This window comes from Vibrio sp. RC586 (genome assembly GCF_000176715.1).
Classification (GTDB): Bacteria; Pseudomonadota; Gammaproteobacteria; order Enterobacterales; family Vibrionaceae; genus Vibrio.
This window is the reverse complement of the sequence record NZ_ADBD01000007.1, coordinates 577,598-604,105: the sequence shown is the minus strand read 5'-3', so window position 1 is coordinate 604,105 and position 26,508 is coordinate 577,598. Positions and strand designations below refer to the sequence as shown.

Here is a 26,508-nt window from a genome sequence, read left to right as displayed (position 1 = left end):
GTTTGATGAGTCAACTCACTCACATTAATGCTTCGGGTGAAGCCAATATGGTGGACGTGTCGAATAAAGCCGATACCGTCCGTGAAGCTCGTGCCGAGGCCTATGTGCGCATGGCACCCGCAACGCTGCAACTGATTCTCTCTGGTCAGCACCATAAAGGGGATGTGTTTGCCACAGCGCGTATTGCGGGCATTCAAGCGGCAAAACGTACGTGGGAGCTAATACCCCTTTGCCATCCTCTGCTGCTTTCTAAAGTGGAAGTACAGTTAGAAGCATTGCCGGAGCAAAACAGTGTACGCATTGAATCGCTGTGTAAACTCAGCGGTAAAACCGGAGTTGAGATGGAAGCGCTGACAGCGGCGTCGGTTGCTGCGCTCACCATTTACGATATGTGCAAAGCGGTACAGAAAGACATTGTGATTGAGAATGTTCGGTTGCTTGAAAAATCGGGCGGTAAGTCAGGACACTTTAAGGTGGATGCATGATTAAGGTACTTTTTTTTGCACAAACCCGAGAGTTAGTCGGTTGCGATAGCCTTACTGTGGATGAGCATTTTTCGAGTGTAGAAGCTTTGCGTCAGCATTTGGTTCAGCAACCGGGTAAGTGGGATTTGGCTTTAGAGGCGGGCAAGTTGCTGGCTGCTGTCAACCAATCAATTGTGCCATTTGATACGCCATTACAAGACGGTGATGAAGTGGCCTTCTTCCCGCCGGTAACCGGAGGTTAATATGGACAATCGCGTTGCCGTGCAAACGGAAGATTTCTCTATCGCTCAAGAATATGAAGCTTTAGCGCAAGGCACTCAAGCGGGCGCTGTGGTAACTTTTGTCGGCAAGGTTCGCGACATGAACTTGGGCGATAATGTGGTGGGGCTGCACCTTGAACACTATCCGGGCATGACGGAAAAATCCTTGTTGGAGATTTGCGATATGGCGGAAGAGCGTTGGCCTCTGCTGCGCGTTCGGGTGATCCATCGTGTGGGCGATATGCTCAGTGGCGATCAAATTGTGTTTGTTGGTGTGACCAGTGCGCATCGTAATGCGGCCTTTGAGGCGTGCGAGTTCATCATGGATTACCTGAAAACCCGCGCGCCTTTTTGGAAGAAAGAGCTGACAACGGAAGAAAGCCGCTGGGTGGATTCGCGTGACAGCGACCATCAAGCCGCACAACGTTGGGTGAAAGGCGAATAATCGACACGGTTATTCATCCCACGAGGTACCACTTAACATATGAATGGTGCCACGCTGCTCGTGTTTCGCGTGAAACAAGGCTTTGTCGGCCACTGCCACGAGCTTTTCTGCGGTTAATGCTTTGTCAATTTCCTCGCAGTGACGAATGCCGATCGTGATCGTGACATGATCGGCGACTCTTGAGTGTCGGTGTTGGATGTTCATTCTTTCCACCATCGACATCAGTTCTTCCGCTCGTTGTTGGCTCATCGCTGCATCTATCCCAGTCATAAAAATCAAAAATTCGTCCCCACCATAGCGAAAGCAGAGATCGAGGTTGGACTTCCATCGACGCAGTGTTTGCCCAATTTTACGCAGCACTTCATCACCCTGAATGTGGCCATACCCATCGTTGTACTCTTTAAAGCAATCAATATCGATCATCAGTAATGCCGCACTGACTTTGTCGAGTCTGGCAATTTCCAAAGCTTGAGGCAGTAGAGAGTCCATTGCATAGCGGTTATAAACCTGAGTGAGATGATCCATATGAGTGAGATGCTCTAGTTCAAGTTGGTGATGAGCGAGCTTTTCAACGGTGTGCTTGTAATCAGAAATATTACGTACCGTCCAGAGCACCATTTCTGCTCCGGGAAGAGGAATGACTAAGGCAGAGAAATATTGCTTATCGGTAGGGCCTGGGACGGTATCAAAGCAGGGCAGCTGGGTTGGATCAATATCATATTCAAGCTCTTTCGCACAATTTTGCTCAATCGCTTCCACAATCACTTCAGAGAACCAAGCTGCTTGAACAGCAGGCAAAACGTCGTATTGGTTCAACCCCACTAAGTAAGCAGGGTTATGGTGGCGTTCACTGTCGGTGCCCCCCCACGCTTCCAAATACACACCTTGCTTATTAATAAGAAAAGTCGGCTCAGGCAGTGATTGAAAGATAAACTGCAGGATTTCAGGGTTGGCAATAACCGTTGAGGAAAAAATGGAAGTCACCGACTCTGTCCCTATTGATTGATTGCGTAATAATCTATTTATAGTTCATCTTATCGTGAATAGACACTGATACATATCATCACTTTTGATGAAGTTCATGGCGTTCATAAAAATGTGAAATGGTCTAAATTGTGTGGCTAAGCTACAAAATGAGACAGGCTAAATCAGACATTTTGAACAACACTGATGTAAATGAGCATGATTTTGACGCAAAGGAGATCAGAATGGACTCACTGAAAGTAAGTGATTATATGACCACAAAAGCAATCACATTCAGCCCAGATATGTCTCTCACTGCTGCCTTGGATAAGGTTGTACGTTCAGAGAATATGGGGGGGCCTGTGATTGATGCACAGCGACGTGTGGTGGGTTTTTTATCTGAGCAGGATCTATTGGATAAATTGGTACATGCCAGTTATCACTGCCAAGATACCCATATCGTCAGTGACTGCATGCATAAAGAAGTGCTATTTGTGTCCCCCGAGACTTCGATTATCGAAATGGCGGCCATGATGAAAGTGGGAAAACCCAAAATGTATCCGGTGATCGCGGAAGGTCAATTAGTTGGGGTGATCACTCGGCGCGATGTGTTGCGCGCATTAAGTAAAACTTTGAACAGTTGTTTTCAACATCCGGTTTAGTTGGAAAATGATGCAGAGCGACCTGTTTTGTGCGTTTATCGTAAAAAATGGCTTGACCTTGAAGTTAACTCCAAGGTGTAGGCTGGCGATAGACCACAAAAAGGAGATCGAAATATGTGTGTTAAACATCAAGCGTGTCGTTCTAAATCATTACATCAACCGCTTTCTGCACATGCTACGAGTTGTTCGGGTAGCCCTAAAATTTTGTCAATCCGAGCTGAAGGTGTTGCATCACACAGCGAGGGGGATAGCTGTTGTAGCGCTACTGAGGGTGAGGGAGGCTCTACCCTTGATGAAGAGCCTGCTCGAGGTCAGATAGGTTCATCTAGTGCTACCTACCAGCAGAGTTGGCTTGTGTCAGGTATGGATTGCCCCTCCTGCGCCCAAAAAATTGAAAAGGCCGTCAAGCAACTGAGTGATGTCACTCGAGTACAAGTGACATTTGCAACTCAAAAACTGGTCGTGAGTTTTAATCAACAGGCGACTGCACAGCAAATTGAACAGGTGGTACGCGATACCGGATTTACTTTAAGCTCCCCAACGGAAGGCTCTGCGCCATCATCACAAACTCAGCCTCGATTCTGGCAGGGTGAAAATGGCCGAATTATTGGCATTGTGGCACTGATGGCGATTGGTGTTTTAGTCAGTTCAGACGACATCAGTCGTTGGATTTTCATTGCAACCTGTCTATGGGGTTTATTCCCTATCATCCAACAAGCTTGGCGTTTGGCGAAATCGGGTTCTCCTTTCTCGATTGAAACGCTAATGTCCGTTGCCGCTATCGGGGCCTTATATCTCGGCGAAACCTTAGAAGCCGCTATGGTCTTACTGCTGTTTTTGATTGGTGAGCGACTGGAAGCTTACGCGGCATCACGGGCGCGCACGGGTGTACAAGCCCTGATGGCGTTGGTGCCCGAAAATGCCCTACGAATTGAAAATGGTCAACGTATCACAGTGCCTGCGGCGCAGTTACAGCCTGGAGATATTATCGAAGTGGCTCCTGGTGGGCGTCTTCCAGCTGATGGTCGTTTGCTTGCTAGCGCGAGCCTAGATAATAGCGCACTAACGGGGGAATCGCTGCCGGTGGAGCTGACAGAGGGCGATCGTGTTTCGGCGGGTTGCGTCATTGTTGACAAAGTCGTGCAGGTCGAAATTACCTCTAAACAAGGTGAAAATGCGATCGATCGTATTTTGCACATGATCGAAGAAGCGGAGTCACGCAAAGCGCCGTTGGAGCGTTTCCTAGATAAATTCAGCCGTTGGTACACGCCATTAATGATGTTGGTCGCGATTGCGGTGATCATCATTCCACCATTGGCATTTGGTGCCGATTGGCAAACGTGGATCTACCGTGGTTTGGCGCTGCTGTTGATTGCTTGTCCTTGTGCATTAGTGATTTCAACGCCTGCTGCGATTACATCCGGTCTAGCGGCTGCGGCACGCCGTGGGGCTTTGATTAAAGGTGGGGCGGCATTAGAGCAATTAGGAAAAATCGAAACCATTGCGTTTGATAAAACGGGCACTTTGACGGAAGGTAAACCACAAGTGACGGATATCATTCCTTACCAAGATTGGGATGGCCTTACCTTATTAGCGCAGGCCGCAGCGATAGAGATGGGTTCACATCATCCATTGGCTACATCGCTCGTTGCTAAAGCGCAAGCTGCTCAGTTGGATATTCCAGAAGCTGAAGATCGTACGGCGTTGGTCGGCCGTGGAATTCGTGGCCATATCAATGGGGTAGCGTACAGTATTTTAGCGCCAAATCGAGTAGACACAGCTTTACCGGATGCAGTCGTTCAACAAGTAGCAGCTCTTGAAGCAGAAAGTAAAACTGTTGTGGTGATGTTAGAAGGAGAGAGCGTTGTCGGTGTTATTGCTTGGCAAGATACCTTGCGTGATGATGCGCGCCAAGCTGTTGAAGCTTTGCAGAACATCGGTGTGAATGCATTGATGTTGACCGGCGACAATGAACGCAGTGCTGCGGCGATGAGCCGTCAACTCAATATGGATTTTCGTGCAGGATTATTGCCCCAAGATAAAGTGCGTTATATCCAACAGTTGGCGCAAAACCAACGAGTTGCCATGGTCGGGGATGGCATTAATGATGCGCCCGCGATGAAAGAAGCAAGTATAGGTATTGCGATGGGCGGTGGTACCGATGTCGCACTAGAAACCGCCGATGCTGCAATTACCCACAACCGTTTGGTTGAGCTTGCGGGGATGATTGAGCTTTCACGCGCCACGTTGAGCATCATTCGCCAAAACGTCACCTTATCATTAGGACTCAAAGTCGTGTTTTTGGTCACAAGCCTACTGGGTATCACAGGTCTATGGGTCGCGGTGCTTGCCGATAGTGGGGCAACAGCACTGGTTACACTCAACGCGTTGCGTTTGCTCAAGTTCCGTACTCAAAATTCATCTTCTCAATCCTCATAATGGACGTTCAACTAGGGGAAGTCCCCCTAGTTGAAATGATGCCATCATTCTAATGAGCCAGCTCCTACATAGCCTTTCCGTATATATGGATAGATTTGCAGCACAGATACATTTGCATTGTGATATTGATCGATAATTTGTGAAAGTTTGTCACTCATTGCTCTTTTCCTTGTGATTGAAATCACTTAATTAGATGACTCTATCAGGTACAGTGTCTCAGTACCCTAAATGATAAGTGCGCTGAATAGACGCAATGAAGGAGCCCCCTTATGACCAAAACTGTATTTCACCTTGGTGTGACCGAAGCTGATTTAAATGGTGCAACATTAGCCATTATTCCGGGTGATCCTGCTCGTGTGCAGAAAATTGCGGAGCTGATGGATAACCCAGTTTTCCTCGCTAGCCATCGTGAATATACCGTGTACCGCGCGGAGCTGGATGGCCAGTCTGTTGTGGTTTGTTCAACCGGTATTGGTGGCCCTTCAACGTCGATTGCGGTTGAAGAATTGGCACAATTGGGTGTGCGCACTTTCCTGCGTGTTGGCACTACAGGTGCTATTCAGCCCCACGTTAATGTGGGTGACATGATTGTTACAACTGGTTCAGTGCGTTTGGATGGTGCAAGCCTGCACTTCGCACCGATGGAATTCCCTGCTGTACCGGATTTTGATGTTGCAACCGCAATGAAAGCGGCGGCACAAGAAAGCGGTGCGGCGGTACATATGGGTATCACGGCTTCTTCTGATACCTTCTACCCAGGCCAAGAGCGTTACGACACTTTTACTGGTCGCGTCGTGCGCCGTTTCCAAGGCTCCATGAAAGAGTGGCAAGAGATGGGCGTGCTGAACTTTGAAATGGAATCCGCAACTCTGTTGACCATGTGTGCAAGTTCAGGTTTGAAAGCGGGCTGTGTAGCGGGTGTGATCATCAACCGTACTCAGAAAGAGATCCCAGACCACGCGACACTGAAAGAAACCGAAGCGCGCTCAATCAAAGTCGTGGTGGAAGCTGCGCGTAAGATGCTCAAATAATTCATAGACTCCTTAGTTATTACTAAAGAGTATGACTAAAAAGCGCCACCTTGTGTGGCGCTTTCTGTTTTCCGCTTCTGTTTAAGCGACAACGAGTTGCGGCAAAGGGTGATAAAGGCTTTCCACCAGATCATTGAGCATATGATCGTAAACCTGAGCAATGGTTGATGAAAGCTCAGAGCTTAATTGGTACAGCGCATCGCTCTCCAACTCTACGTGAGTATTGTCCGTCACCTCATTGAGTTGACGCATTGCGGATGAACAGACTGGCGAGCCCAGCGTTAAGGGGCTGATTAGCGCCAATTGATTCAGCTTGCGTTGCATCATTTCACAATAATGTCTTATACGTAACCCGTTGTTTTCATTTCGAGTATCGTCAATACACAGGCGTAATTGAGTCAGTGTCTCCATTGCATCAAAAATTTGCTGCCAGTTCATATGGTACTCATCACTCAGTTCTTCACGACCTGATTCCGCTAACCATGCCAATACCACATCATCCATCAAATACATGCAGTGGCGGATCAGCTTGCCATGCAAGCGTTGATTCTTGCTCACGTTAGCTTGTGACCACTCGTTTAACACCTTCTTTAATGAGTTCTGCAAAATCCGATAAGACGGTCTGTTATCAAAATGGGCGATTTGGATCAGTTGCTCTGATTTCTCCAACAAGTGCTGTTGTAAATCTTGCAGATGGAGTTGCCTTTGCTGAGTCATTCCTTGTTGACCAAGCCCTAACTGACTAAGAGTTTGGTGAGTCAAACTACGATGCTGGCGACACAGGGCAAGTACTTCGCGCAAACAAACAAGCAACTCAAATTTACGCTGCTGCGCAGAGTGCTTTTGTTGAGAAAGTGTGTAAATCAAGCCAAGAATAGCCACTGAAACAAGCATTGAAATCGTCACAAACATAGTTACCTCCGTGTTGGTGTTTGACGGTTCCTCTCTGTATTTGAAAGAGAGAGAAGAGAGGATGTTGGGAATAGTGCAGTTTGAATGCCAGAGAATTACTGATTTAAAATCAATTAATTAGAAATTTGTTGTGATTTTTAATGCACATTTATGGGGCAAGCTGCGCAAATAATGTGAGTTAAGGTGGGTATTTTCAGGAAAGCTATTCTGAGTTCTAGGAAGAGAAGTGTGCCAGTGTAGTCGTAATGTTCAATAACAAAAAAGCCTTTGCAGTCGCAAAGGCTTTAAAGGCTCTCATCTCTCAACATTGATGAGAGACGAGAATAAAGGATGGCGAGAATTACATCACGCGCATGCCTGCTTGAGCACCTTGATGCGGTTCAAGCAACCACAGGTCACTACCGCCAGGACCAGCCGCGAGGATCATGCCTTCTGACATACCAAACTTCATCTTACGTGGTTTGAGGTTTGCTACGACGACAGTGTATTTACCAATCAGATCTTCTGGTTTGTAAGCAGACTTAATACCAGAGAAGACTTGACGGGTTTCACCGCCGATGTCCAGTTCAAACTTCAGTAACTTGTCTGATTTCTCGACCGCTTCACAAGAAAGAATCTTGGCAATACGCAGATCAACTTTCGCGAAATCATCGAACTCAATTTCAGCCGCTAGGGGATCTTTGCTCAGTTCCGTTTCTGCGCTCTTTGGTTTTGCTGCGTCTGCCGCGGCTTTTTCTGCTGCCGCTTCCGCTTTCGACGCTTCAATCATGGCTTCAACGTGTTTCGGATCGATACGGTTGAACAGCGCTTTGAATGGCGTGACCGCATGATCCGTTAGCGGAGTTGCTACGCCTTCCCAAGTCAGTTCTTGGTTAAGGAAAGCTTCAGTACGCTCTGCCAACGCAGGCATCACTGGCTTGAGGTAAGTCATCAGTACGCGGAATAGGTTAATGCCTACCGTACAGATGTCTTGCAGTGCTTGGTCTTGGCCTTCTTGTTTCGCGACAACCCAAGGGGCTTTTTCATCCACATACTGGTTCGCTTTGTCTGCCAATGCAGTAATTTCACGGATGGCACGACCAAACTCACGCGCTTCAAACAGCTCAGCAATACGATCGGCTGCGCCAGCAAATTCAGCATACAGCTCAGGCTCAGCAAATTGTGCTGACAGCTTGCCATCAAAACGTTTAGTGATGAAACCTGCGTTACGTGACGCAAGGTTAACGATTTTGTTCACCACGTCAGCATTCACACGTTGGGTGAAGTCTTCGAGGTTCAAATCGAGATCGTCAATGCGGTTGTTCAGTTTTGCCGCGTAGTAGTAACGCAGACACTCTGGATCCAAGTGATTCAGGTAAGTGCTTGCTTTCACAAACGTACCTTTCGACTTAGACATTTTCGCGCCATTGACGGTCACATAACCATGCACAAACACGTTGGTTGGTTTACGGAAACCAGAACCATCCAGCATTGCAGGCCAGAACAAGCTGTGGAAGTAAACGATGTCTTTACCGATGAAGTGGTAAAGCTCAGTTTTACTGTCTTTATTCCAATACTCGTCAAAGTCCAGATCGCCACGCTTGTCGCACAGGTTTTTGAATGAACCCATGTAACCAATCGGAGCATCTAGCCACACGTAGAAGAATTTGTCTTTCTCGCCCGGGATTTCAAAACCGAAATACGGTGCATCACGGGAAATATCCCACTGCTGCAAGCCACCTTCAAACCACTCTTGCATTTTATTGGCGGTTTCTGATTGCAGAGAGCCTGAACGCGTCCACTCTTTGAGCATGCTCTCAAACTGAGGCAGGTCGAAGAAGAAGTGCTCAGAATCTTTCATCACTGGCGTCGCGCCAGAGACGGCGGATTTTGGATTGATCAGCTCAGTCGGGCTGTAAGTTTCACCACAGGCGTCACAGTTGTCACCGTACTGGTCTTCCGATTTACATTTCGGGCAGGTGCCTTTTACGAAACGATCAGGCAGGAACATCTCTTTTTCAGGATCGAACAGCTGAGAAATCGTACGGCTTGAAATAAAGCCGTTCTTTTTCAGTTGCAGATAGATGTGTGAAGCCAGCTCGCGGTTTTCATCGCTGTGCGTGCTGTGGTAGTTATCAAAGCTAATATCGAAGCCAGCAAAGTCGCGTTGGTGCTCTTCGCTCACCATCTCGATCATTGCTTCTGGTGTCATACCCATTTGCTGTGCTTTCAGCATGATAGGTGTGCCGTGCGCGTCATCCGCACAGATAAAGTTTACTGTATTGCCACGCAGACGCTGATAACGAACCCAAATGTCAGCTTGGATATGCTCAAGCATATGACCAAGGTGGATTGAACCGTTCGCGTAAGGCAGGGCACAAGTTACCAGAAGTTTTCTTGGATCGTTTGCCATACTTAATATTCGCTTTTCTTGATAGGGACCAAATTGAAGCGATAATACTACCCTAAGCACGCAGTCACGCCAAGGCGCGCAACAGTTGATTCCCCTATCTTTTTCGGGGTTCAGTCGCAGGCTGAGCGGTGATAGCATGGGTAAAAAAGGGGAAGTTATGCAATCTATTCAATCCAAACAGGATCTCTGCCTATGGCTGAGTCAATTTTCGCATCCCGATTTAATTGCAGATTGGGCAATGTCACCGTCTGTCGTTACGATAACGCCAAATCAGCAAGTCACGATTCAACTGCCGTTTGCTGCGAACACTCTTATCAATGAATTGAGTGACTGGGTCGCCAAGCAGCAGGCAATCGGCGCGATTGCGCCTGTCACTTTTGACATTCAAGTTAAACCTCAAGCACTGGAAACTCGCGTAAGTGCGGCAGTCAAAGGGGTGAAAAATATTATTGCGGTAACTTCAGGTAAAGGTGGCGTGGGTAAATCCACGACTGCGGTGAATCTTGCACTCGCGATTGCGAAATCAGGTGCCAAAGTCGGTCTATTAGACGCCGATATTTATGGCCCCTCAGTCCCGCTGATGCTCGGTAAAACCAAAGCTAAACCAGTAGTGCGTGACAATAAATGGATGCAGCCAATTGAGGCGCACGGCATTGCCACGCATTCGATTGGTTATTTGGTTGATGAGGCGGATGCTGCGATTTGGCGTGGGCCAATGGCATCCAAAGCGCTGGCGCAGTTACTCAATGAAACCGAGTGGCCGGATCTGGATTATCTAGTGATTGATATGCCGCCGGGCACGGGGGATATTCAGCTCACTCTCGCGCAGCAAATTCCGGTGACGGGCGCAATAATAGTGACGACACCGCAAGATTTAGCGTTAGCGGATGCTCGCAAAGGCGCGGCAATGTTTGCCAAAGTGGACGTGCCTGTGATTGGGTTGGTGGAGAACATGAGCTATCACATCTGTAGTCATTGTGGCGAAAAAGAACACATTTTTGGCGAGGGAGGGGCACAAACTCTTGCCGCTGAATTTGGCTTATCCCTGCTGGCACAAATTCCGCTGCATATCGAAATGCGTGAGGATACGGATGCTGGCATTCCGACAGTTGTTGCACGCCCGAGGAGTGAACATACCCAACGTTATTTAGAACTTGCGCAGCGTGTGTGTGCTTCTCTTTACTGGCAGGGAAAACCCAAGCCGGAGAGCATTCAAATTCAGTGGGTTAATTAAAACAGCATCCTGCTCTAACAGCCAGAGTGAATGTAATCGTTTGCTCTGGTTTAAACTTATCCATCCGATATTTATATGGTCGTTTTTGCCCAATGCAAACTGGTATCGCGGTCACATTCTCCCTATAATCAGGCGGTTTATCTTAACTCCTCACAACCATGTTTCGGGTGCATAACCATGTCTGAGAATAATCAATGTGTCATCGTCGGTATTGCTGGCGCTTCTGCTTCTGGTAAAAGCCTTATTGCGAGCACGATTTATAATGAGCTACGCGCCAAAGTGGGTGACCATCAAATCGGTGTGATTACGGAAGATTGCTACTACAAAGATCAGAGTCATCTGAGCATGGAAGAACGTGTTAAAACCAACTACGACCACCCGAATGCGCTGGATCACGATTTACTGTGCCAGCATTTGCAAATGTTAGCGCGTGGTGAAGCGGTTGAAGTGCCAGAGTACAGCTATACTGAGCATACTCGTACGGACAAAACCACTACTATGACCCCGAAAAAAGTGATCATTCTGGAAGGTATTTTGCTCCTAACTGATCCACGTCTACGTGATTTGATGCACGCGACTGTATTTATGGATACTCCGTTGGATATCTGTTTGCTGCGTCGTGTTAAGCGTGATGTGCAAGAGCGCGGCCGTACGATGGAATCCGTACTGAAGCAGTACCAAGAGACGGTGCGCCCGATGTTTATGCAATTTATTGAGCCGTCAAAACAGTACGCAGACATTATTGTGCCTCGTGGCGGTAAAAACAGAATTGCGATTGATGTACTCAAAGCGCATATCGCAAAATTGCTCAAATCGTAATTTTGACCAGAGCTTTGCATCGGTTCGCTTTATTTTTACCAGTAGAAGTGGCACTTTAAGTGCCACTTTCTTTTTCTCGTCAAGCAAGGAAAAGCAGATGAAAAAACTGTTTCTTTCTCTTCTCGGTCTAGTGGTGGTCATTGTTGGCGCACTGCTTGCGTTGGTGTTATTGGTCAACCCTAACCAATTTAAACCTTTAATTGTTGAACAAGCTAAAAAGCAAACTGGTTTGGACCTCGTTATTGAAGGGGATATCGGTTGGCAATTTTTCCCTTCCATTGGATTTGAATTAGGGAAAACCGAGCTGAAAAACCCACAAGGTTTTGCAAGCCCGAATTTGTTTAAAGTCGATAGTGTGGGCATTGATGTTTCAGTCATGCCGCTGTTCGATAAGCAGCTCAAAATCGGCAATATTCGTTTGGATGGCGCAGAGTTCCATCTGGAAACTCTCAAAGATGGTCGCTCTAATTTGGATGCGTTGACGCAAGTACAATCCAAGTCAGCGGCAACGCCTGCAGTGACAGAATCTACCCCCACGTCTCAGCCAAGCTCAAGTGAGTCTGCAGCGGCTTGGAGTATTGAGTTGGGTGGCGTTTCTGTGTCCAACGCAGTTTTGGAGATCACCGATAAGAAAGCGGGCACTCACACCAAGTTGTATGACGTTCAACTGAGCGTTGCTGAGTTTGCGCCTGAGAGTTGGACGAAAGCGACCTTTGCTGCTAAGGGTGACAAAGACCAGCAAAAATTTGCTGCGCAAGGTGATGCCGAAGTACGTCTATCAGCAGATTTTAAGCAGTATGCACTACGTAATATCAATCTTGATGCGAGCTTTAGTGACCCAAGTAATCAGATCGATTCAGCTAAGCTAAAACTGGATACCTTTGAATTTGATAAAGCCAATGCGCTGACTTTCTCCGTAGCGGGTAAAGCGGCGGACATGAAGCTCAATGCAAAAGGTTCTGCGTCACTGATGGTGGATAAGGCAATTACTAAAGTCGGTTTGAATGGTTTGAAACTGGAAGCTGAGCTGGAAGGTGCAGCGTTGCCACAGTCGCCAATGAAGATTGGTTTGGATTCACAAATCTCCTTTGATCTGACGAAAAACCACTTGAATGTGCTACTGAATAAACTGACGGCCAATGCGCTGAGTTTCGATGGCAAAGCGGATGTAACGCTTGCAGATATTCCGAAAATACGTTTTAACCTGCACAGCCCTGATATTGATTTGGATGCCTTCTTAGGCACGAAAGCTCAAGAGTCACAAGCTACGCCTGCCAAGGACGCGGCTGCAACTTCCGCTTCTGCATCTGCGGTAAATGCACCAACAGAAGTGGAACCTGATCTGTCGGCTTTGAAAACCTTGGATGTTGCAGGCGACATCAGCATCGACAAATTCAAAGCTAACAATGCGCATCTGCAAAACGTCAAAACCAGCTTTGTGGTTAATCGTGGTGTAGTGGATTTGAAATCCTTCACTGCGAATCTGTATCAAGGATCTGTGCAAGCGACCGCGCAAGTGGATGCGCGTAAAACGCCCGCGACTTACAGTGTGAAGAAGCAAATCAAAGGGGTACAAGTAAAGCCTTTACTCAAAGATGTGTTGAATAATGAGATGCTCGAAGGTACTGGCAACATTGATGTGAATGTACAAGGTCAAAGTCTGACACCGACTGGGATTCAGAAAAACCTTCTAGGTACAGTCGCGATTAACTTTGAAGATGGTGCAGTGAATGGTATCAACATCGCCAACCTGATTCGTACCAACTATGCCAAAATCAAAGGACAGGACGTACAACAAGTGGATGCTGTCAAGAAGACGGACTTTAGTGCGATGACCGCGACCTTGAAACTCAATAAAGGTGAAGTGACGACCAACGATCTTAATATGCAGTCGCCGCTGCTGCGTATTCATGGTGAAGGGAAAGCCAATTACCTACAGCAGAATGTCGACTTTTTAGTGCGCACCTCGATTGTTGGCTCGTTAGAAGGTCAGGGCGGGAAAAGCATTGATGATCTACGTGATGTGACTATTCCGATTAATATTTCAGGTCCATGGAGTGATCCAAAATTCCGCTTGGTGTTTGATGATGTACTCAAACAAAAAGCCAAGAAAGAAGTGGATCGCGGTGTTGAGAAATTGACTGACAAAATCAAAGATGAAGAGACGAAGAAAGCCGTCGATGGATTGCTGAAAGGTCTATTTAACTGATGGTTCTGCATCACTGATGGAACAAAAAGGGCTGATTTTCAGCCCTTTCTATTTTTGCTGCCTTGGCGTTTTACCAATCGACACCTTTCAGTGCTTTAACGCCTGATTCGAAAGCGTGCTTGATGTTTTTGACTTCAGAAACGGTATCGGCCATCTCAATCAAAGTGCGATGTGCACCACGCCCAGTGATGATCACGGATTGCATTTTCGGTCGCTGATTGAGTGCTTCGACAACTTCCACAAGTTCGATGTAACCGTAGCTCACCATGTAAGTGAGTTCATCAAACAGCACCACATCCAGCGATTCATCCTGCAACATGCGTTTGCAGTGTTGCCATACTTCTTGTGCCGCTGCGGTATCACTGTCGCGGTTTTGGGTTTCCCAAGTAAACCCGGTTGCCATCACTTGGAACTCGACACCAAGCTTTTCTAAAAGATTGCGCTCGCCATTTTCCCAAGTGCCTTTAATAAATTGAGCTACCGCGCACTGCTTGCCATGGCCTACTGCGCGCGCAATCGTACCAAAACCAGAGGTTGACTTACCTTTACCATTGCCAGTAATAATCAGCAGCAACCCTTTTTCTTCCTGAGCGGCGGCAATTTTGGCATCCACTTGCTCTTTCACTTTTTGTTGGCGAGCTTGGTGGCGCTCTTGTTTTATCTCATCGCCTGACATGGCAAATCCTTTTTCAATCTGAAACTTGTCGCTATGATAGCTCAACTCGTCAGTAGCAAACACCAAACAAAAATAGGGATATATCATGCAAAAGGTTCTTGTGGTGTGTATGGGCAATATTTGCCGTTCTCCGACCGCTGAGGCCGTATTACGAGCCAAGGCAGCACAACTTAACGTTGAAGTGGAAATCGATTCAGCAGGCACGATAGGGTATCACCAAGGTAATCCGCCTGATGCACGTTCCCGTGTTGCTGGAGAGAAACGTGGTTATTCATTCTCAGGGATTAAAGCCAGAAAGATTCGTGATGAAGACTTTGCTGAGTTTGATTGGATTTTAGCGGCAGATAAAGAGAATTTGGCTGAGCTGAAAGCTCGCTGCCCTAAACCCTACCAACACAAGCTGTCATTGATGCTCAGTCATTGTGATTGCGGATGTGAAGAGATCCCCGATCCCTATTATGGCGGTGAGCTGGGTTTTGAGCGGGTATTAGATTTAGTGGAAGAAGCGGCAGAGCAGTTTTTACTGAAACTAAAACAACAAGGCCAGCATTAAGCTGGCCTTGAAATATCTCTTGCCGACTTGAGTTGCAGCGGTGTTGGCTGTCCCTTAGGTCGTTTGGATATAGATAAATTGCAATCAAATTAGAAGCGGTAGTTCGCTTGCACACCGATCAGCCAAACGTTGCCTGTTACATTGGCATCGAAAGCTCCACCAATCAATGCTGATGGCTTATCAGAATCATCACGTGGTTCACTGATAGTGGCATCTTTTGCAAAGATATAAGTGAAACCTGCATCCAAAGTCAGTTGCGGTGCTGCCACGTAGCTTGCGCCCAAACTTACCCAAGTACGATCCGTTTCTGGGATGGTTGCTGTGCGGTTTTTATCGTCTACTGCTGAAGTATCGTAAGCAACACCAGCACGCAGAGCGAGTTTGGCATCGTATTGATAAGTTGTACCGATTGCAAAGCGGTAGTTGTCTTCCCAGTTTTCTGATTTGATGAGATCAGATTTTTCTGGGAACACAGCAGTCAGCTCTTTGAATGAGCTCCAATCTGTCCAGTTAAGGCTGGCATGAATGGCCCATTGCTCATTCAGTTGATGGAAGCTTGCCAGTTCAGCGGTAGCTGGTAGAGCAATAGACATCATACCTGGCTTGTAGGCACCATAAGTAATGCCCTCAGCATGGCCTTCAAAATCCATCATCACTTCTGATTTATAAGCAAAACCTAAGCGGTGATCTTCATTGATTTGCCATGCAGTACCAACTTGCCAACCCCAAGAGTTGTCTTCGCCTTCCATGTATTTCAGCGTAGTGCCTTGAGGTAACTTTAGGGCATTTTTAGCGGGTGCAGTTGCACCGAAATGACCTTCACCCATCACATAACGCACACCGCCACCAATGCTCAATTGAGGAAGAATTTGGTACGCAATGTTTAGGTTCGCTTCTTTACTGATCACGCTGGCTTGGTTACCAAAGTGAGAAGCAGCAAACTCAGTACCCAGATCCGTTTCCATACCGTAGTTAGTGCCAAGGGCAAAGCCAAGTACCACTTGCTCGTTCAACTGGTGTGACAGGTAGAAATTTGGAATCACAGCATCGTGTGCAAAATCTTTTGAAGACGCCGCTGTTTGGCCAAGCAATTGATGCTTGACGGTTCCATCCACATCTACGTTCGGGTTCACGTAAATCGCACCGACCGAAACTTGTGTGCCGTTGAGGTAGGTTAACATGGCTGGGTTACGCCATTGTGCGCTGGCATTGTCTGCCATTGCTGCTTCACCCGCGTAAGCTCGACCAAGACCTGTTGCTGAGTACTCAGCAAGCTGGAAACCAGCAGCCTGAGTAAGAGTAGAAACACTGGCTAAACCGAAAGCCACGGCACAGGAAAGGAAAGTCTTATTGGTTTTCATAGAGATTGTTCGCTGAAATTCGCAAATTTAGGTCGGGGAAGTCTACGGCTAGAGCAATTACTTTAAAACTTCAAATCAACGAAAGTAATGGATTTGAAGTTTTAAACTGAAAATTTGCCATTTTCTAGATGATATTTCTAATTATAAAGATGTGGGTATTAAAATTTCAGCGTACAAATGTAGGTTTATCTATGGTGTTAATCGCACAAGTGTACGCTGATATTGAGCAATCAAAACTCAGAATAAAAAGAAAGGGGCTGATAAATCAGCCCCTTAGCAATAGGATATTTTGACGTTTTAATTAGAACGTACGGCTGTACTGTAAGCCCAACAGGATTGCATCTGCGTGAGTTGTTGCGGTGACAGAGGAAACAGTTAGAGATTCATTCACCTGTACATCTTTACCCATCAGATAAGTAAAACCAAAGTCAACATTTGACTTTGCATCGACTTGGTAAGTAAAACCTGCTGATAACCACTGGCGGTCTGAATCTGGTACTGAAATTGAAGTTACAGAATCTTGGGCACTGGTGTCATACATATAACCTGCACGCAGCGTCCAATCACTGTTCAGGTAATAGGTACCACCAATAGAGTAGTGCCAGCCATCTTGCCATTGGTATTGTTTAGAATATGTACCACCAGCAGCCAGCTGAGCGCCAATTGGAGAGCGGCTAGCGCTTAGATTTTCAAAATCAATTTTGTCGAAAGCGCTCCAGCCAATCCATTGAACACTATAATGTACGGCAAACTGGGTATTTTCGATTTTGTGAAAACCTGAGAATTCTGCGATGTCTGGTAACGGTAGAGTAATTTCTTGGCCGTAGTCATCTTTCGCTTTAAATTCAGGGCTGTAGCGGTATGACAAACCAAAGCGGTTATTTTCATCCAATTCGTAGACAGAGCCTAGGTTGAAGCCTACTGCCCAGCCATCAGCTTTATCAACATTAATTAAACTCATACCCTTTAGCGGTCCAAATGACTCACCAGCTACTCGTTTCATAGTGCCCTGACCGTAGATAAGATCTAAGCCTGCACCTAGGCTGAGCTGTTCATTAATACGGTATGAACCAGAAAGACCGAAGTTTGCGCTTTTTACATCTGTTAAACCACCATATTCTGAGGCTAGGTAGTTATCAGAGAATTCTGTTTTTGTACCAAAGTTTGAATAGGCGTTAACACCCCAAGCAAACTGGTCATTAACAGGAACAATCAGATGGATATTAGGAGCAACAGAAGTACTGCCTACATCATCTGTATCAGCGACAGGGAATGCTCCTGCCTGAGTGCCATATTTGGCATCTTTTACATCAATCATGGTCGTGATGGTTTCAAAACCAAGAGATAGAGCCATCTCATCAAATAGTGCCATAGCAGCTGGGTTACGAGACATTACTGCAGCGTTATCGGCGATAACAGCATCACCCGCAAAGGCGCGGCCAAGACCAGTCGCTGATTGTGCATTGAGCTGGAAGCCTGCAGCAAAAGCTTGTTGTGTCGCAAGCGTTACTGTCACTGCAAGTAACGATTTTTTAAACAGACGCATGTTGTTCATTAGACTTTTCCTTTTTAGTTTCGCCTCTAATGGGCGTTGATTTGAGCAACTTTATTTTGAGTAATTGCTCAGTGGTGGCTGATCCTAGTCGCTAGTATAGGAGATAGAAATCCGACCATTGTCTAATTTCACGAGAAAGTTACTGAAATGATGGCTATTTGGCAGGAATTTAGGCGAAAACTCCAAAAGTTAGAGTTTTCGCTCTATTTTAGGTATTGGACATACTGAGTAGATAGTGGGTTTAGTATGTGGAATTTAAATGGATGACTTAATCATAGGCATTAATTTATTAGCGATCGCCAAAACATCTTCACCTTGTTCTCCAACGAGAATTAGACTGGCCTTGCCCATCGGTTCTACAACGCCTGACATGCCATCTTGCTTAAACTCTAAGGCTTTTTTGCTGACAATTGGGGTAAAAAAGAGGGTGACTTTACCTTTGTCTCCTTGAAAAACCATATGCACAGCATTTTCTTTTCCAAAGCCACAATGGTTTAGGTAATAAACGTGATAAGGGAAACTTCCCTCTATTTTGAAGAAGAAAGGCTGCATTTTGGCGTTAATCTGATGCATATCTGCTTGTTCATCAGCTTGATTAACGAAGCCTTCCTCGTGGATCACATGCTGTACGGCCATTTCTGGCAAGCTAGCTTGCGCAGGAGAGATCAAAATATTGCCCCATTGGACTTGTCCAACGAGAAGCCCTGCTGTAAATGCAACCGATGCAGCGATTGCCATCGCTTTACGTACAAACTGCGGGCGGATTACTTTTTCATCTTCAACTAACGCACTTTGCCTGAATAAGATCTTATCTGCCAAGTCATCAGGAACAGCAACCTTGAATGCTTGAGCTAGATGTTTGTCGAGTTGCAACACATCATCAGCAAACTTGGCGTTAGCTTCGCTTGAAGCGATCATCGCAAGTAAATCACTGTCACGCTGTTTAGGATCAGACATGACTTTGCGGCGAAATTCTAGTTCATCCATTGTGCTGCTCCGGGTAGTGTGCTGAACCATCCATCATCTCTTTCAGTTGGTTGCGTGCTCTAAACAAACGTGTCATTACCGTGTTTTTGTTGAGTGAAAGAATGTCGGCGATCTCTTCACCGCTGAATCCACCTACAACCTGTAAAAAAAGGGGCTCTCGATACTCTACGTCTAATTTTAAAATTTGATTCTGTAACCACTCGTTTTGATGATGTTCATCATCGGTGTATTTGGCTTCATAGTCGTGTTCATCAATATCAACTAAATCAAACTGTTTACGCTCAAAACGGCGAGCATTTTCTCTGCGTAAAATGGTGATTAACCATGCTTTAGCCGCTTTTTCATCTAACAAGCTGTCGAGTGACTTCCAAGCTCTTAAGCAGGTTTCTTGCACTAGGTCTTCGGCAATCGAGCGATCCTTACATAGCCAGTAAGCATAACGGTAAAGATCGCGATGATAAGCACGAACCAGTGCCTCGTATTTTCTTTGTCTGTCCATATCATTATTGACCGGACGACTTGTGTCTTTCTTTCCAAATAAATTCAATATCGACACTGAAGTCTCCATTCATACATCGTATTTTGCATGTGTATAGTTTAGGCCAAAGTGGCGTCTCATAATGATGACGATGGCACATTAGGTGTTAACAGCAGCAAGTGAGCGAAAGAAATGAATTGCTTTTCATCAAGTTTACTTTCCTAGTCGCCAAGAAATCACCTTAAACTTGATCTATTTCAAAATCTATTGTTTCGAAGCCGTTATAGTACCTCCTGTCATCTCGTCAGTTATTACGACTGGCATTGTTGAGCAAAGATGACACTTCCTTTTGAAGGCTGACTTTACTTTCTCCTAATCAGGAAACTGATTTTTCAATTGGCGTAAGTTAATTGCTTTACCCATTCCGACCACACAGTTTTGTGTGGTTTTTTTTTGCAAAAAATCCCGAATCCTGTGTTTCTCCTGTATTTTTCCCTAGAAAGGATTGTTTAAATCACGATTATTTAAACGCTCGTTTGATTTGTTTAACATTCTCGTTACAATGCTTCAGGTCAGACCTCTTATTCGAAGGAGAAATCATGGGCAAGCAGGAAGTCAGGACTCGTTCTGGAGAACGAGTGGCGATAGTGGCGGGGCTACGTACGCCTTTCGCCCGTCAAAGTACTGAATTTGGTCAAGTACCCGCCGTTGATCTCGGCAAAATGGTGGTGCAAGAAATGATGGCGCGCACAGCCATTGATCCGAAATTGATTGAACAAGTCGTGTTTGGTCAAGTGGTTCAAATGCCAGAAGCCCCCAACATTGCTCGCGAAATTGTGTTGGGTACGGGAATGTCGATTCACACGGATGCCTACAGCGTAACTCGTGCTTGCGCGACCAGTTTTCAAGCAGCGGTCAATGTTGCAGAAAGCATTATGGTGGGAACGATTGATATTGGTATTGCAGGTGGTGCGGATTCCTCTTCTGTTCTGCCGATCGGCGTGTCCAAAAAACTGGCGGCTTCATTACTTGCCTTGAGTAAAGCTAAAACCATGGGACAAAAGATCAAGTTGCTCAGCAACCTTTCTTTCAAAGATTTGATGCCCGTCCCTCCCGCGGTGGCTGAATATTCAACTGGGCTTTCCATGGGGCAAACGGCTGAGCAGATGGCCAAAAGCTATGCCATTTCTCGCGCCGATCAAGATGCGTTAGCGCATCGTTCACATACTTTAGCGGCTCAGGCATGGGCAGAAGGGAAAATTCGCGATGAAGTGATGACCGCTTTCCCAGAGCCTTATAAAAAGTGGATTGATACCGACAATAACATTCGCCTTGACTCTAAATTGGAGAGTTATGCCAAACTGCGTCCGGCGTTTGATCGTCAATACGGTTCAGTGACGGCGGCAAACTCAACGCCGCTAACCGATGGTGCAGCCGCGATTATGTTGATGCGCGAAGGCAAAGCCAAAGAACTTGGTCTAGAGATCATGGGTTACATCCGTTCTTATGCGTTTGCGGCGATTGGTGTGGAAAAAGATATGTTGATGGGGCCATCGTATGCCACACCGATTGCACTGGATCGCGCAGGTATAACTCTAAACGATTTGACCCTGATTGATATGCACGAAGCCTTTGCGGCGCAAACCTTGGCGAACTTGAAGATGTTCGCGAGCGATAAGTTTGCTCAAGAGCAACTTGGTCGTGCGCAAGCCATCGGTGAAGTCGATATGAGCAAATTTAACGTCCTTGGTGGTTCATTGGCGTATGGTCATCCATTCGCAGCCACGGGCGCGCGAATGATCACTCAAACATTACGTGAACTGAAACGCCGTGGCGGAGGCTTAGCCTTAAACACAGCTTGTGCTGCTGGTGGTTTGGGCGCTGCAATGATTCTGGAGGTGGAATAATGGACAACAAAAAAGCGTTTCAGCTCTCGTTTGATGAGCAGCATTACGCATGGCTAGCGATTGATGTCCCTGGTGAGAAAATGAATACCTTGCAAGCGGCGTTTGCTGAAGAGATGAAAGAGGTATTTACAACGCTCAATGAAAAGAAAGGGCAAGTGAAAGGCCTTATTATCCACTCTCTTAAGCCGGATAACTTCATTGCGGGTGCCGATGTGCGTATGTTGGAAGCCTGCCAATCCGTCCACGAAGCACAAGCGTTGGCATCACAAGGTCAGCAGATGTTCCAACAGCTTGCGGATCTGCCTTTCCCTGTGATCGCCGCTATTCACGGGCCCTGTCTCGGTGGTGGTTTAGAGTTAGCGCTGGCGTGTGATTATCGAGTCTGTACGGAAGATGACGCCACTCGCCTTGGTTTACCGGAAGTGATGCTGGGTTTGCTGCCGGGTTCTGGTGGTACGCAGCGTCTCCCTCGCTTGATTGGTCTGCTTCCTGCGCTTGATTTGATCCTGACAGGTAAACAACTACGCGCGAAAAAAGCCAAAAAACTCGGCATCGTGGATGCTTGTGTTCCGCATTCTGTGTTACTGGATGTGGCAAAGCGTGTGTTGGAAGAAAAAGGGCACAAGAAGCGTGCGCAAACCGCGTTACCCATCAAAGAAAAACTGATGGCGAATACGGGGTTGGGACGTAAGTTGATTTTTGATCAAGCCGCCAAGAAAACGCAGCAGAAAACACGCGGCAATTACCCTGCTGCGCAAGCCATTTTAGAGGTAATTCAATACGGCCTTGAAAAAGGGATGCACGCAGGTTTGGAGTATGAAGCGAAGCGTTTTGCCGAATTGGTGATGACGCGAGAATCGAAAGCGCTTCGTTCGATTTTCTTTGCCACGACAGAGATGAAAAAAGATCTCGGTGCGGACGCGAAACCAGCAGCAATTAAAGCAGTAGGTGTGTTGGGGGGCGGTTTGATGGGGGCGGGCATTAGCCATGTCTCTGTAGTAAAAGCCAAAGTGCCAGTACGAATCAAAGATGTGGCTAACGATGGAGTGCTGAACGCGCTCAATTACAACTACAAGCTATTTGATAAGCAAAAACAACGCAAAATTTTGAGCAAGGCACAGTTGCAAGCTCAAATGTCGCAACTCTCTGGCGGTACGGATTTTGTGGGTTTTGATCGCTGTGATGTGGTGATCGAAGCGGTGTTTGAAGATCTCAAACTTAAGCAACAAATGGTGGCAGATATTGAAGCCAACGCGAAACCTTCCACCATTTTTGCAACCAATACTTCATCGTTGCCAATCCATCAAATTGCCAGCCAAGCGCAGCGTCCAGAAAACATTGTGGGTCTGCATTACTTCAGCCCAGTAGAAAAAATGCCGCTAGTAGAAGTGATCCCGCATGCCAAAACATCGGATGAAACGATTGCAACGGTTGTGGCACTTGCGCGTAAACAGGGCAAAACACCGATCGTGGTGAAAGATTGTGCCGGTTTTTACGTCAACCGCATTTTAGCGCCATATATGAATGAAGCCGCGCAAGTGTTGATGACGGGTGAACCGATTGAGAGTCTGGATACCGCTTTGCTCGATTTTGGTTTTCCAGTAGGCCCAATCACTTTGTTGGATGAAGTGGGGGTTGATATTGGCGCGAAGATCATGCCGATTTTGGTTAATGAACTTGGACCTCGTTTCCAGGGTCCGGATGTGTTTGATGTGCTACTCAAAGACAACCGTAAAGGCCGTAAGAGTGGCAAAGGTTTTTATACTTACAAAGGCAGCAAGAAGAAAGATGTCGATAAATCAGTCTATAAACTGCTCAAGTTAACGCCTGAGTCTAAGTTGAATGACAAAGCGATTGCGATGCGCTGCCTGCTGCCTATGCTCAACGAAGCAGTGCGTTGTCTTGATGAAGGCATCATTCGTAGTGCGCGAGATGGGGACATGGGCGCGATTTTCGGTATTGGCTTCCCTCCATTCTTAGGCGGGCCTTTCCGTTATATGGACACGCTTGGTTTAACCAAAGTGGTGGAACTGATGAATCAGCATACCGAAAAATACGGTGAACGGTTTGCCCCGTGTGACGGTTTGTTAACCAGAGCGGGCTTAGGAGAAAAGTTTTACCCCTAAGTTCGAGATGTCATCATGATTGAGAAAGAGGCCAAGTGCCTCTTTCTTATTGCGAGTTATTCTCAAAAATGTGTGCTAGGATGAAACGTAACATCAAGAACTAACAAGGAATTTAAAATGGAAGCGCTCGATTTATTGCTCAACCGTCGTTCAATCGCGAAACTGGATGTGCCAGCTCCACAAGGTGAAGCGTTAGAGAATATCTTACGTGCAGGTTTGCGTGCCCCCGATCACGGTGCACTCACTCCGTGGCGTTTTGTGGTGGCTCACGGTGATGGACTGGCGAAACTGGCGGCTGTTTTAGAGCAAGCCGAAATCGCTAATGGCAGTGATGAAGCGGTGATTAGCAAAGCCAAGAATGCACCATTTCGAGCACCTATGGTGATCACCGTGATTGCCAAGGTGACGCATAGTGAAAAAATTCCGGCTTTTGAACAGCATTTATCAGCGGGTTGTGCGGTACAAGCCATGCAGATGGCAGCGGTGGCGCAAGGGTTTCAGGGGATTTGGCGTTCAGGAAGCTGGATGTTCCATCCGGTAGTTCGTAGCGCTTTCAATGTACAAGGTGAAGATCAGATTGTCGGTTTTCTTTATCTCGGTACTCCTGGCACAACAGCGACTAAGGTACCCGAACGTGACCTCAGTAAGTTTGTCGAGTACTTATAAACTTGCATGCTGAAGATATAGAAAAAGGGCTGGAAGCCCTTTTTCTATATCTTTTTTAGCCTCCGAAGTTCGGATTACTGCAAGTGATAGCTAATCACGAAATCAATAAACAAGCGTACTTTTTCAGGCTGATGATCTTTGTGGTTATACAGCATGTAGATATCGCGCGGGTTAGAGCTCCAATCCGAAAGCACTTGTATTAAACTGCCGTCACTTAAGAATTCACGCAACATCACATCCGGCATCAGTGTGATGCCTAACCCCTCTGAGCATGCACTGCGTACCACATTCAAAGCACTGGCTTGAAAACGGCCACGATCCGTGTTGACGATGGTTTCCCCCTGACTGTTGGTTAGTTGCCATTTGAGTAGTGGATAACCTTTGAGCAGTTGATGTTGGTGCAACTCTTCTGCGTGAGTGGGTTGTGGATGGTCCGCTAAATATGTTGGGCTTGCCACCAGTATGTCTTTGACTTCTCCAATTTTTCGGGCAATCAAACTTGAATCGCGCTGTGGACCAACACGGAAAATCACATCCCACTCGGTTGGGTCAAGATCATCTGCTTGATTGCTCATCATCAATTCAATATGGATATCGGGGTATTTACGCATAAAGGTGTTGAACATCGGCATCATCATGCGTTTGGTGAGGTTTGATGGCGCAGAAATGCGAATGCGTCCGGAAGCTCCACGACATTCATCGGTGATTTCTTCCGTCATAGAAGCAAGGCGTTCTAGCAATGGTGAGCAATCTTTGTAAAAACGCTCACCGGCTTCTGTTAAGGTCAGCTTGCGTGCATGACGATTCAGTAGCCGAAGATTCAGCGAATCTTCCAAGGCTTGGATCCTGCGTGTGATGGTGGCCACGGGGATCATGGTTTTTTTTGAAGTTGAGGTATAGCTTCCATTTTCGACAACCAGTCGAAAGAGGTTTAGGTCATCTAGTTTCATCGTTTCTGACACATTATGTTGCAACACTGGCTAATTTATACATATATAAGCTGTTAAATTTTGAGTGATGTCAACTTGTATGACGATTTGCTAAAACCCATACATATTGTGATCGCTGAAAATGAGAGTACCCATGGTTTGTGTAAACCCCATTTCAGAGCTACTTTTTAATCAATCAATAATGCATTTTTAACGTAGCAAGTTATCGGTAACTTGCGCAGTAGATTTTATGAGTGGGGTCGATGTTTATGTATAAATCTCACATAGAAGATGAGAGTGAATCTCAAGCCCAATTAGATTCTGGCAAGCTCATCTTACTGGTCGATGATGATCCGGTTTTTCGCCGAATGACCAAAGGGTATCTGCAACAGCAAGGTTATAACGTACTGGAAGCTGAAAATGGTTTAGATGGGTTACGCAAGTTGAGAGACGGCGAACCAGACCTCGTGTTGTGTGATTTATCGATGCCTATTCTCAATGGAATTGAATTTGTTGAAGAGGTGAGTCTTGAATACCCCTCTTTACCATTAATCGTCGTTTCTGCAACGGAAGAAATCTCTGATGTCGCTCGAGCGTTGCGGTTTGGGATTAAAGATTTTCTACCTAAACCGATCGCCAATCATGCTGATTTGAGCAGTTCTATTAAAAATATTTTAGATAGTAACCATACCCAACCACGTGATTTTGCGAGCTGTTGGTATGGTGCGGATAATCAAGGCGGGATTCCTGAAGAGCAAGAGCTGCATTGGCATTTGCAATATTTAAAAGATAACCCGAATGCGGCAAGAGAGTTATTGAGTGCCTTATTGCCAGAAAATGACTCTCAGCTTGGAGATTGGAAGTGTAGTTATCGCTTGTTGCAGTCGGCTGAGATGATGCCATTGGTGTTTGACTATGCTTGGTTGATGAATGGTCAGTTTGTATTTTACGTAGTGGATGCAGCGAGCCATGAAGAGTGTGGTGCGGCATCGACACTGTTAGTCCGAGCCTTATTCCATGATTATGTGCGTAATTTGCGCAATTTTAGTGTTGAGTTGAAAGACTTGGCTGAGATTATTGAGTGGGGGATTTGTTGCTCTGACTGTATTGGTAAAGTTTCCGCATTGTTTGGGGTTGCCGACGTTGCGGGTGGAACATTATCTCTCTTGCCCGCAGGGTTAAACTGCCAATGGTCAAATGGGTATGTGCAACATCGTGTCACTTCTGGCGTTCAGCTTGGTGACAATAGTCTACGCAACTTTATCACCAAAGATTTGCCGATTCGTTCTGCTTGCCAAGTGACGCTGAGTAAGCCGAGCGCTTATAGTTTTACTTTAGATCTCTATCAGGGTTGTGAGGTGTGATTTTACTGTCTAAATTGTGAGTGTGGTTGGAACTTTAGAACGAGTTGGTAATAAC

23 protein-coding genes are annotated in these 26,508 nt (G+C 46.3%); 14 read left to right on the top strand and 9 right to left on the bottom strand.

The features are described 5' to 3' along the window. Positions 1-5: 5 nt before the first annotated feature. The 3 genes from moaC to moaE are packed head-to-tail and all read left to right on the top strand — an operon-like array spanning position 6 to position 1,190. Positions 6-485: a cyclic pyranopterin monophosphate synthase MoaC gene (gene moaC / locus VOA_RS11500; RefSeq protein WP_000080905.1), complete on the top strand. Its 480-nt coding sequence runs from the start codon at positions 6-8 to the stop codon at positions 483-485. After that, complete coding sequence (gene moaD, locus VOA_RS11505; protein WP_000598594.1) at positions 482-727, top strand: molybdopterin synthase sulfur carrier subunit; 246 nt, start codon at positions 482-484, stop codon at positions 725-727. Before moaC ends, moaD begins: the two co-directional genes overlap by 4 nt. A 1-nt stretch (position 728) precedes the next feature. Then, a complete protein-coding gene (moaE, locus tag VOA_RS11510) occupies positions 729-1,190 on the top strand; it encodes a molybdopterin synthase catalytic subunit MoaE (RefSeq protein ID WP_000370417.1) in 462 nt (153 codons plus the stop codon). A 9-nt stretch (positions 1,191-1,199) separates the two neighbouring features. Here the strand turns inward: moaE and VOA_RS11515 are convergent, their stop codons facing one another. After that, positions 1,200-2,174 carry a GGDEF domain-containing protein gene (locus VOA_RS11515; RefSeq protein WP_000200637.1) on the bottom strand — a complete coding sequence of 325 codons (975 nt, stop codon included), beginning with the start codon at positions 2,172-2,174 and terminating at the stop codon, positions 1,200-1,202. A 224-nt stretch (positions 2,175-2,398) separates the two neighbouring features. On the opposite strand from VOA_RS11515, the gene VOA_RS11520 reads away from it, so the two are divergent. The 3 genes from VOA_RS11520 to udp all read left to right on the top strand — a co-directional run bounded on the left by VOA_RS11520 (position 2,399) and on the right by udp (position 6,285). After that, a complete protein-coding gene (locus tag VOA_RS11520) occupies positions 2,399-2,815 on the top strand; it encodes a CBS domain-containing protein (RefSeq protein ID WP_000377747.1) in 417 nt (138 codons plus the stop codon). A gap of 114 nt (positions 2,816-2,929) precedes the next feature. Then, positions 2,930-5,254, top strand: a complete 2,325-nt coding sequence (locus tag VOA_RS11525; protein ID WP_032468176.1) for a zinc/cadmium/mercury/lead-transporting ATPase — start codon at positions 2,930-2,932, stop codon at positions 5,252-5,254. Between the two features lie 269 nt (positions 5,255-5,523). Beyond that, entirely contained in the window at positions 5,524-6,285 is a 762-nt protein-coding gene (gene udp, locus VOA_RS11530; RefSeq protein WP_000169475.1) for a uridine phosphorylase, read from the top strand. An 81-nt stretch (positions 6,286-6,366) separates the two neighbouring features. On the opposite strand, the gene VOA_RS11535 is transcribed toward udp, so the two are convergent. Continuing rightward, the gene (locus tag VOA_RS11535) at positions 6,367-7,197 is read right to left on the bottom strand and encodes a hypothetical protein (RefSeq protein WP_000498226.1); all 831 of its coding nucleotides are present in this window, start codon (positions 7,195-7,197) and stop codon (positions 6,367-6,369) included. Positions 7,198-7,537: 340 nt separating this feature from the next. Next, positions 7,538-9,589: a methionine--tRNA ligase gene (gene metG, locus VOA_RS11540; RefSeq protein ID WP_001262535.1), complete on the bottom strand. Its 2,052-nt coding sequence runs from the start codon at positions 9,587-9,589 to the stop codon at positions 7,538-7,540. 157 nt (positions 9,590-9,746) lie between these two features. Here metG and apbC point away from each other — a divergent pair, with 157 nt between their 5' ends. The 3 genes from apbC (at position 9,747) to VOA_RS0117605 (ending at position 13,851) form a co-directional block, all read left to right on the top strand. Beyond that, positions 9,747-10,823 (top strand): iron-sulfur cluster carrier protein ApbC, encoded by a 1,077-nt coding sequence (gene apbC / locus VOA_RS11545; RefSeq protein WP_032468218.1) that lies wholly within the window; start codon positions 9,747-9,749, stop codon positions 10,821-10,823. Between the two features lie 177 nt (positions 10,824-11,000). After that, a complete protein-coding gene (udk, locus tag VOA_RS0117610; RefSeq protein WP_001293732.1) occupies positions 11,001-11,642 on the top strand; it encodes a uridine kinase in 642 nt (213 codons plus the stop codon). Positions 11,643-11,739: 97 nt separating this feature from the next. Continuing rightward, on the top strand, positions 11,740-13,851 hold the full coding sequence (locus VOA_RS0117605; protein WP_000732651.1) for an AsmA family protein: 2,112 nt from the start codon (positions 11,740-11,742) through the stop codon (positions 13,849-13,851). 70 nt (positions 13,852-13,921) lie between these two features. Here the strand turns inward: VOA_RS0117605 and cobO are convergent, their stop codons facing one another. Continuing rightward, positions 13,922-14,593, bottom strand: coding sequence for a cob(I)yrinic acid a,c-diamide adenosyltransferase (cobO, locus tag VOA_RS11550; RefSeq protein WP_442852181.1), 672 nt, complete (start codon positions 14,591-14,593; stop codon positions 13,922-13,924). 19 nt (positions 14,594-14,612) lie between these two features. Between cobO and VOA_RS11555 the strand changes: the two genes are divergently transcribed. Continuing rightward, on the top strand, positions 14,613-15,080 hold the full coding sequence (locus VOA_RS11555; protein ID WP_001174516.1) for a low molecular weight protein-tyrosine-phosphatase: 468 nt from the start codon (positions 14,613-14,615) through the stop codon (positions 15,078-15,080). Between the two features lie 89 nt (positions 15,081-15,169). Here VOA_RS11555 and VOA_RS11560 read toward each other — a convergent pair whose 3' ends face one another. The 4 genes from VOA_RS11560 to VOA_RS11575 form a co-directional block, all read right to left on the bottom strand. Beyond that, complete coding sequence (locus VOA_RS11560) at positions 15,170-16,441, bottom strand: outer membrane protein transport protein (protein WP_000856204.1); 1,272 nt, start codon at positions 16,439-16,441, stop codon at positions 15,170-15,172. Positions 16,442-16,742: 301 nt separating this feature from the next. Next, positions 16,743-17,996, bottom strand: coding sequence for an outer membrane protein transport protein (locus VOA_RS11565; RefSeq protein WP_001061927.1), 1,254 nt, complete (start codon positions 17,994-17,996; stop codon positions 16,743-16,745). A gap of 255 nt (positions 17,997-18,251) precedes the next feature. Next, complete coding sequence (locus tag VOA_RS11570) at positions 18,252-18,983, bottom strand: DUF3379 domain-containing protein (RefSeq protein ID WP_000343831.1); 732 nt, start codon at positions 18,981-18,983, stop codon at positions 18,252-18,254. Next, positions 18,976-19,482, bottom strand: a complete 507-nt coding sequence (locus tag VOA_RS11575; RefSeq protein ID WP_000375859.1) for a sigma-70 family RNA polymerase sigma factor — start codon at positions 19,480-19,482, stop codon at positions 18,976-18,978. Before VOA_RS11575 ends, VOA_RS11570 begins: the two co-directional genes overlap by 8 nt. 578 nt (positions 19,483-20,060) lie before the next feature. Here VOA_RS11575 and fadI point away from each other — a divergent pair. From fadI to VOA_RS11590, 3 genes are all read left to right on the top strand, one after another. Next, complete coding sequence (gene fadI, locus VOA_RS11580; protein ID WP_000517920.1) at positions 20,061-21,368, top strand: acetyl-CoA C-acyltransferase FadI; 1,308 nt, start codon at positions 20,061-20,063, stop codon at positions 21,366-21,368. Beyond that, complete coding sequence (gene fadJ / locus VOA_RS11585; RefSeq protein ID WP_000368954.1) at positions 21,368-23,494, top strand: fatty acid oxidation complex subunit alpha FadJ; 2,127 nt, start codon at positions 21,368-21,370, stop codon at positions 23,492-23,494. The genes fadI and fadJ overlap by 1 nt, the downstream gene beginning before the upstream one ends. 117 nt (positions 23,495-23,611) lie before the next feature. Then, positions 23,612-24,160 carry an NAD(P)H nitroreductase gene (locus tag VOA_RS11590; protein WP_000387683.1) on the top strand — a complete coding sequence of 183 codons (549 nt, stop codon included), beginning with the start codon at positions 23,612-23,614 and terminating at the stop codon, positions 24,158-24,160. A gap of 74 nt (positions 24,161-24,234) precedes the next feature. Here VOA_RS11590 and VOA_RS11595 read toward each other — a convergent pair whose 3' ends face one another. After that, the gene (locus VOA_RS11595) at positions 24,235-25,110 is read right to left on the bottom strand and encodes a LysR family transcriptional regulator (protein WP_000762364.1); all 876 of its coding nucleotides are present in this window, start codon (positions 25,108-25,110) and stop codon (positions 24,235-24,237) included. Between the two features lie 248 nt (positions 25,111-25,358). Here VOA_RS11595 and VOA_RS11600 point away from each other — a divergent pair, with 248 nt between their 5' ends. Further along, entirely contained in the window at positions 25,359-26,453 is a 1,095-nt protein-coding gene (locus VOA_RS11600) for a response regulator (protein ID WP_032468217.1), read from the top strand. Positions 26,454-26,508: the final 55 nt, after the last annotated feature.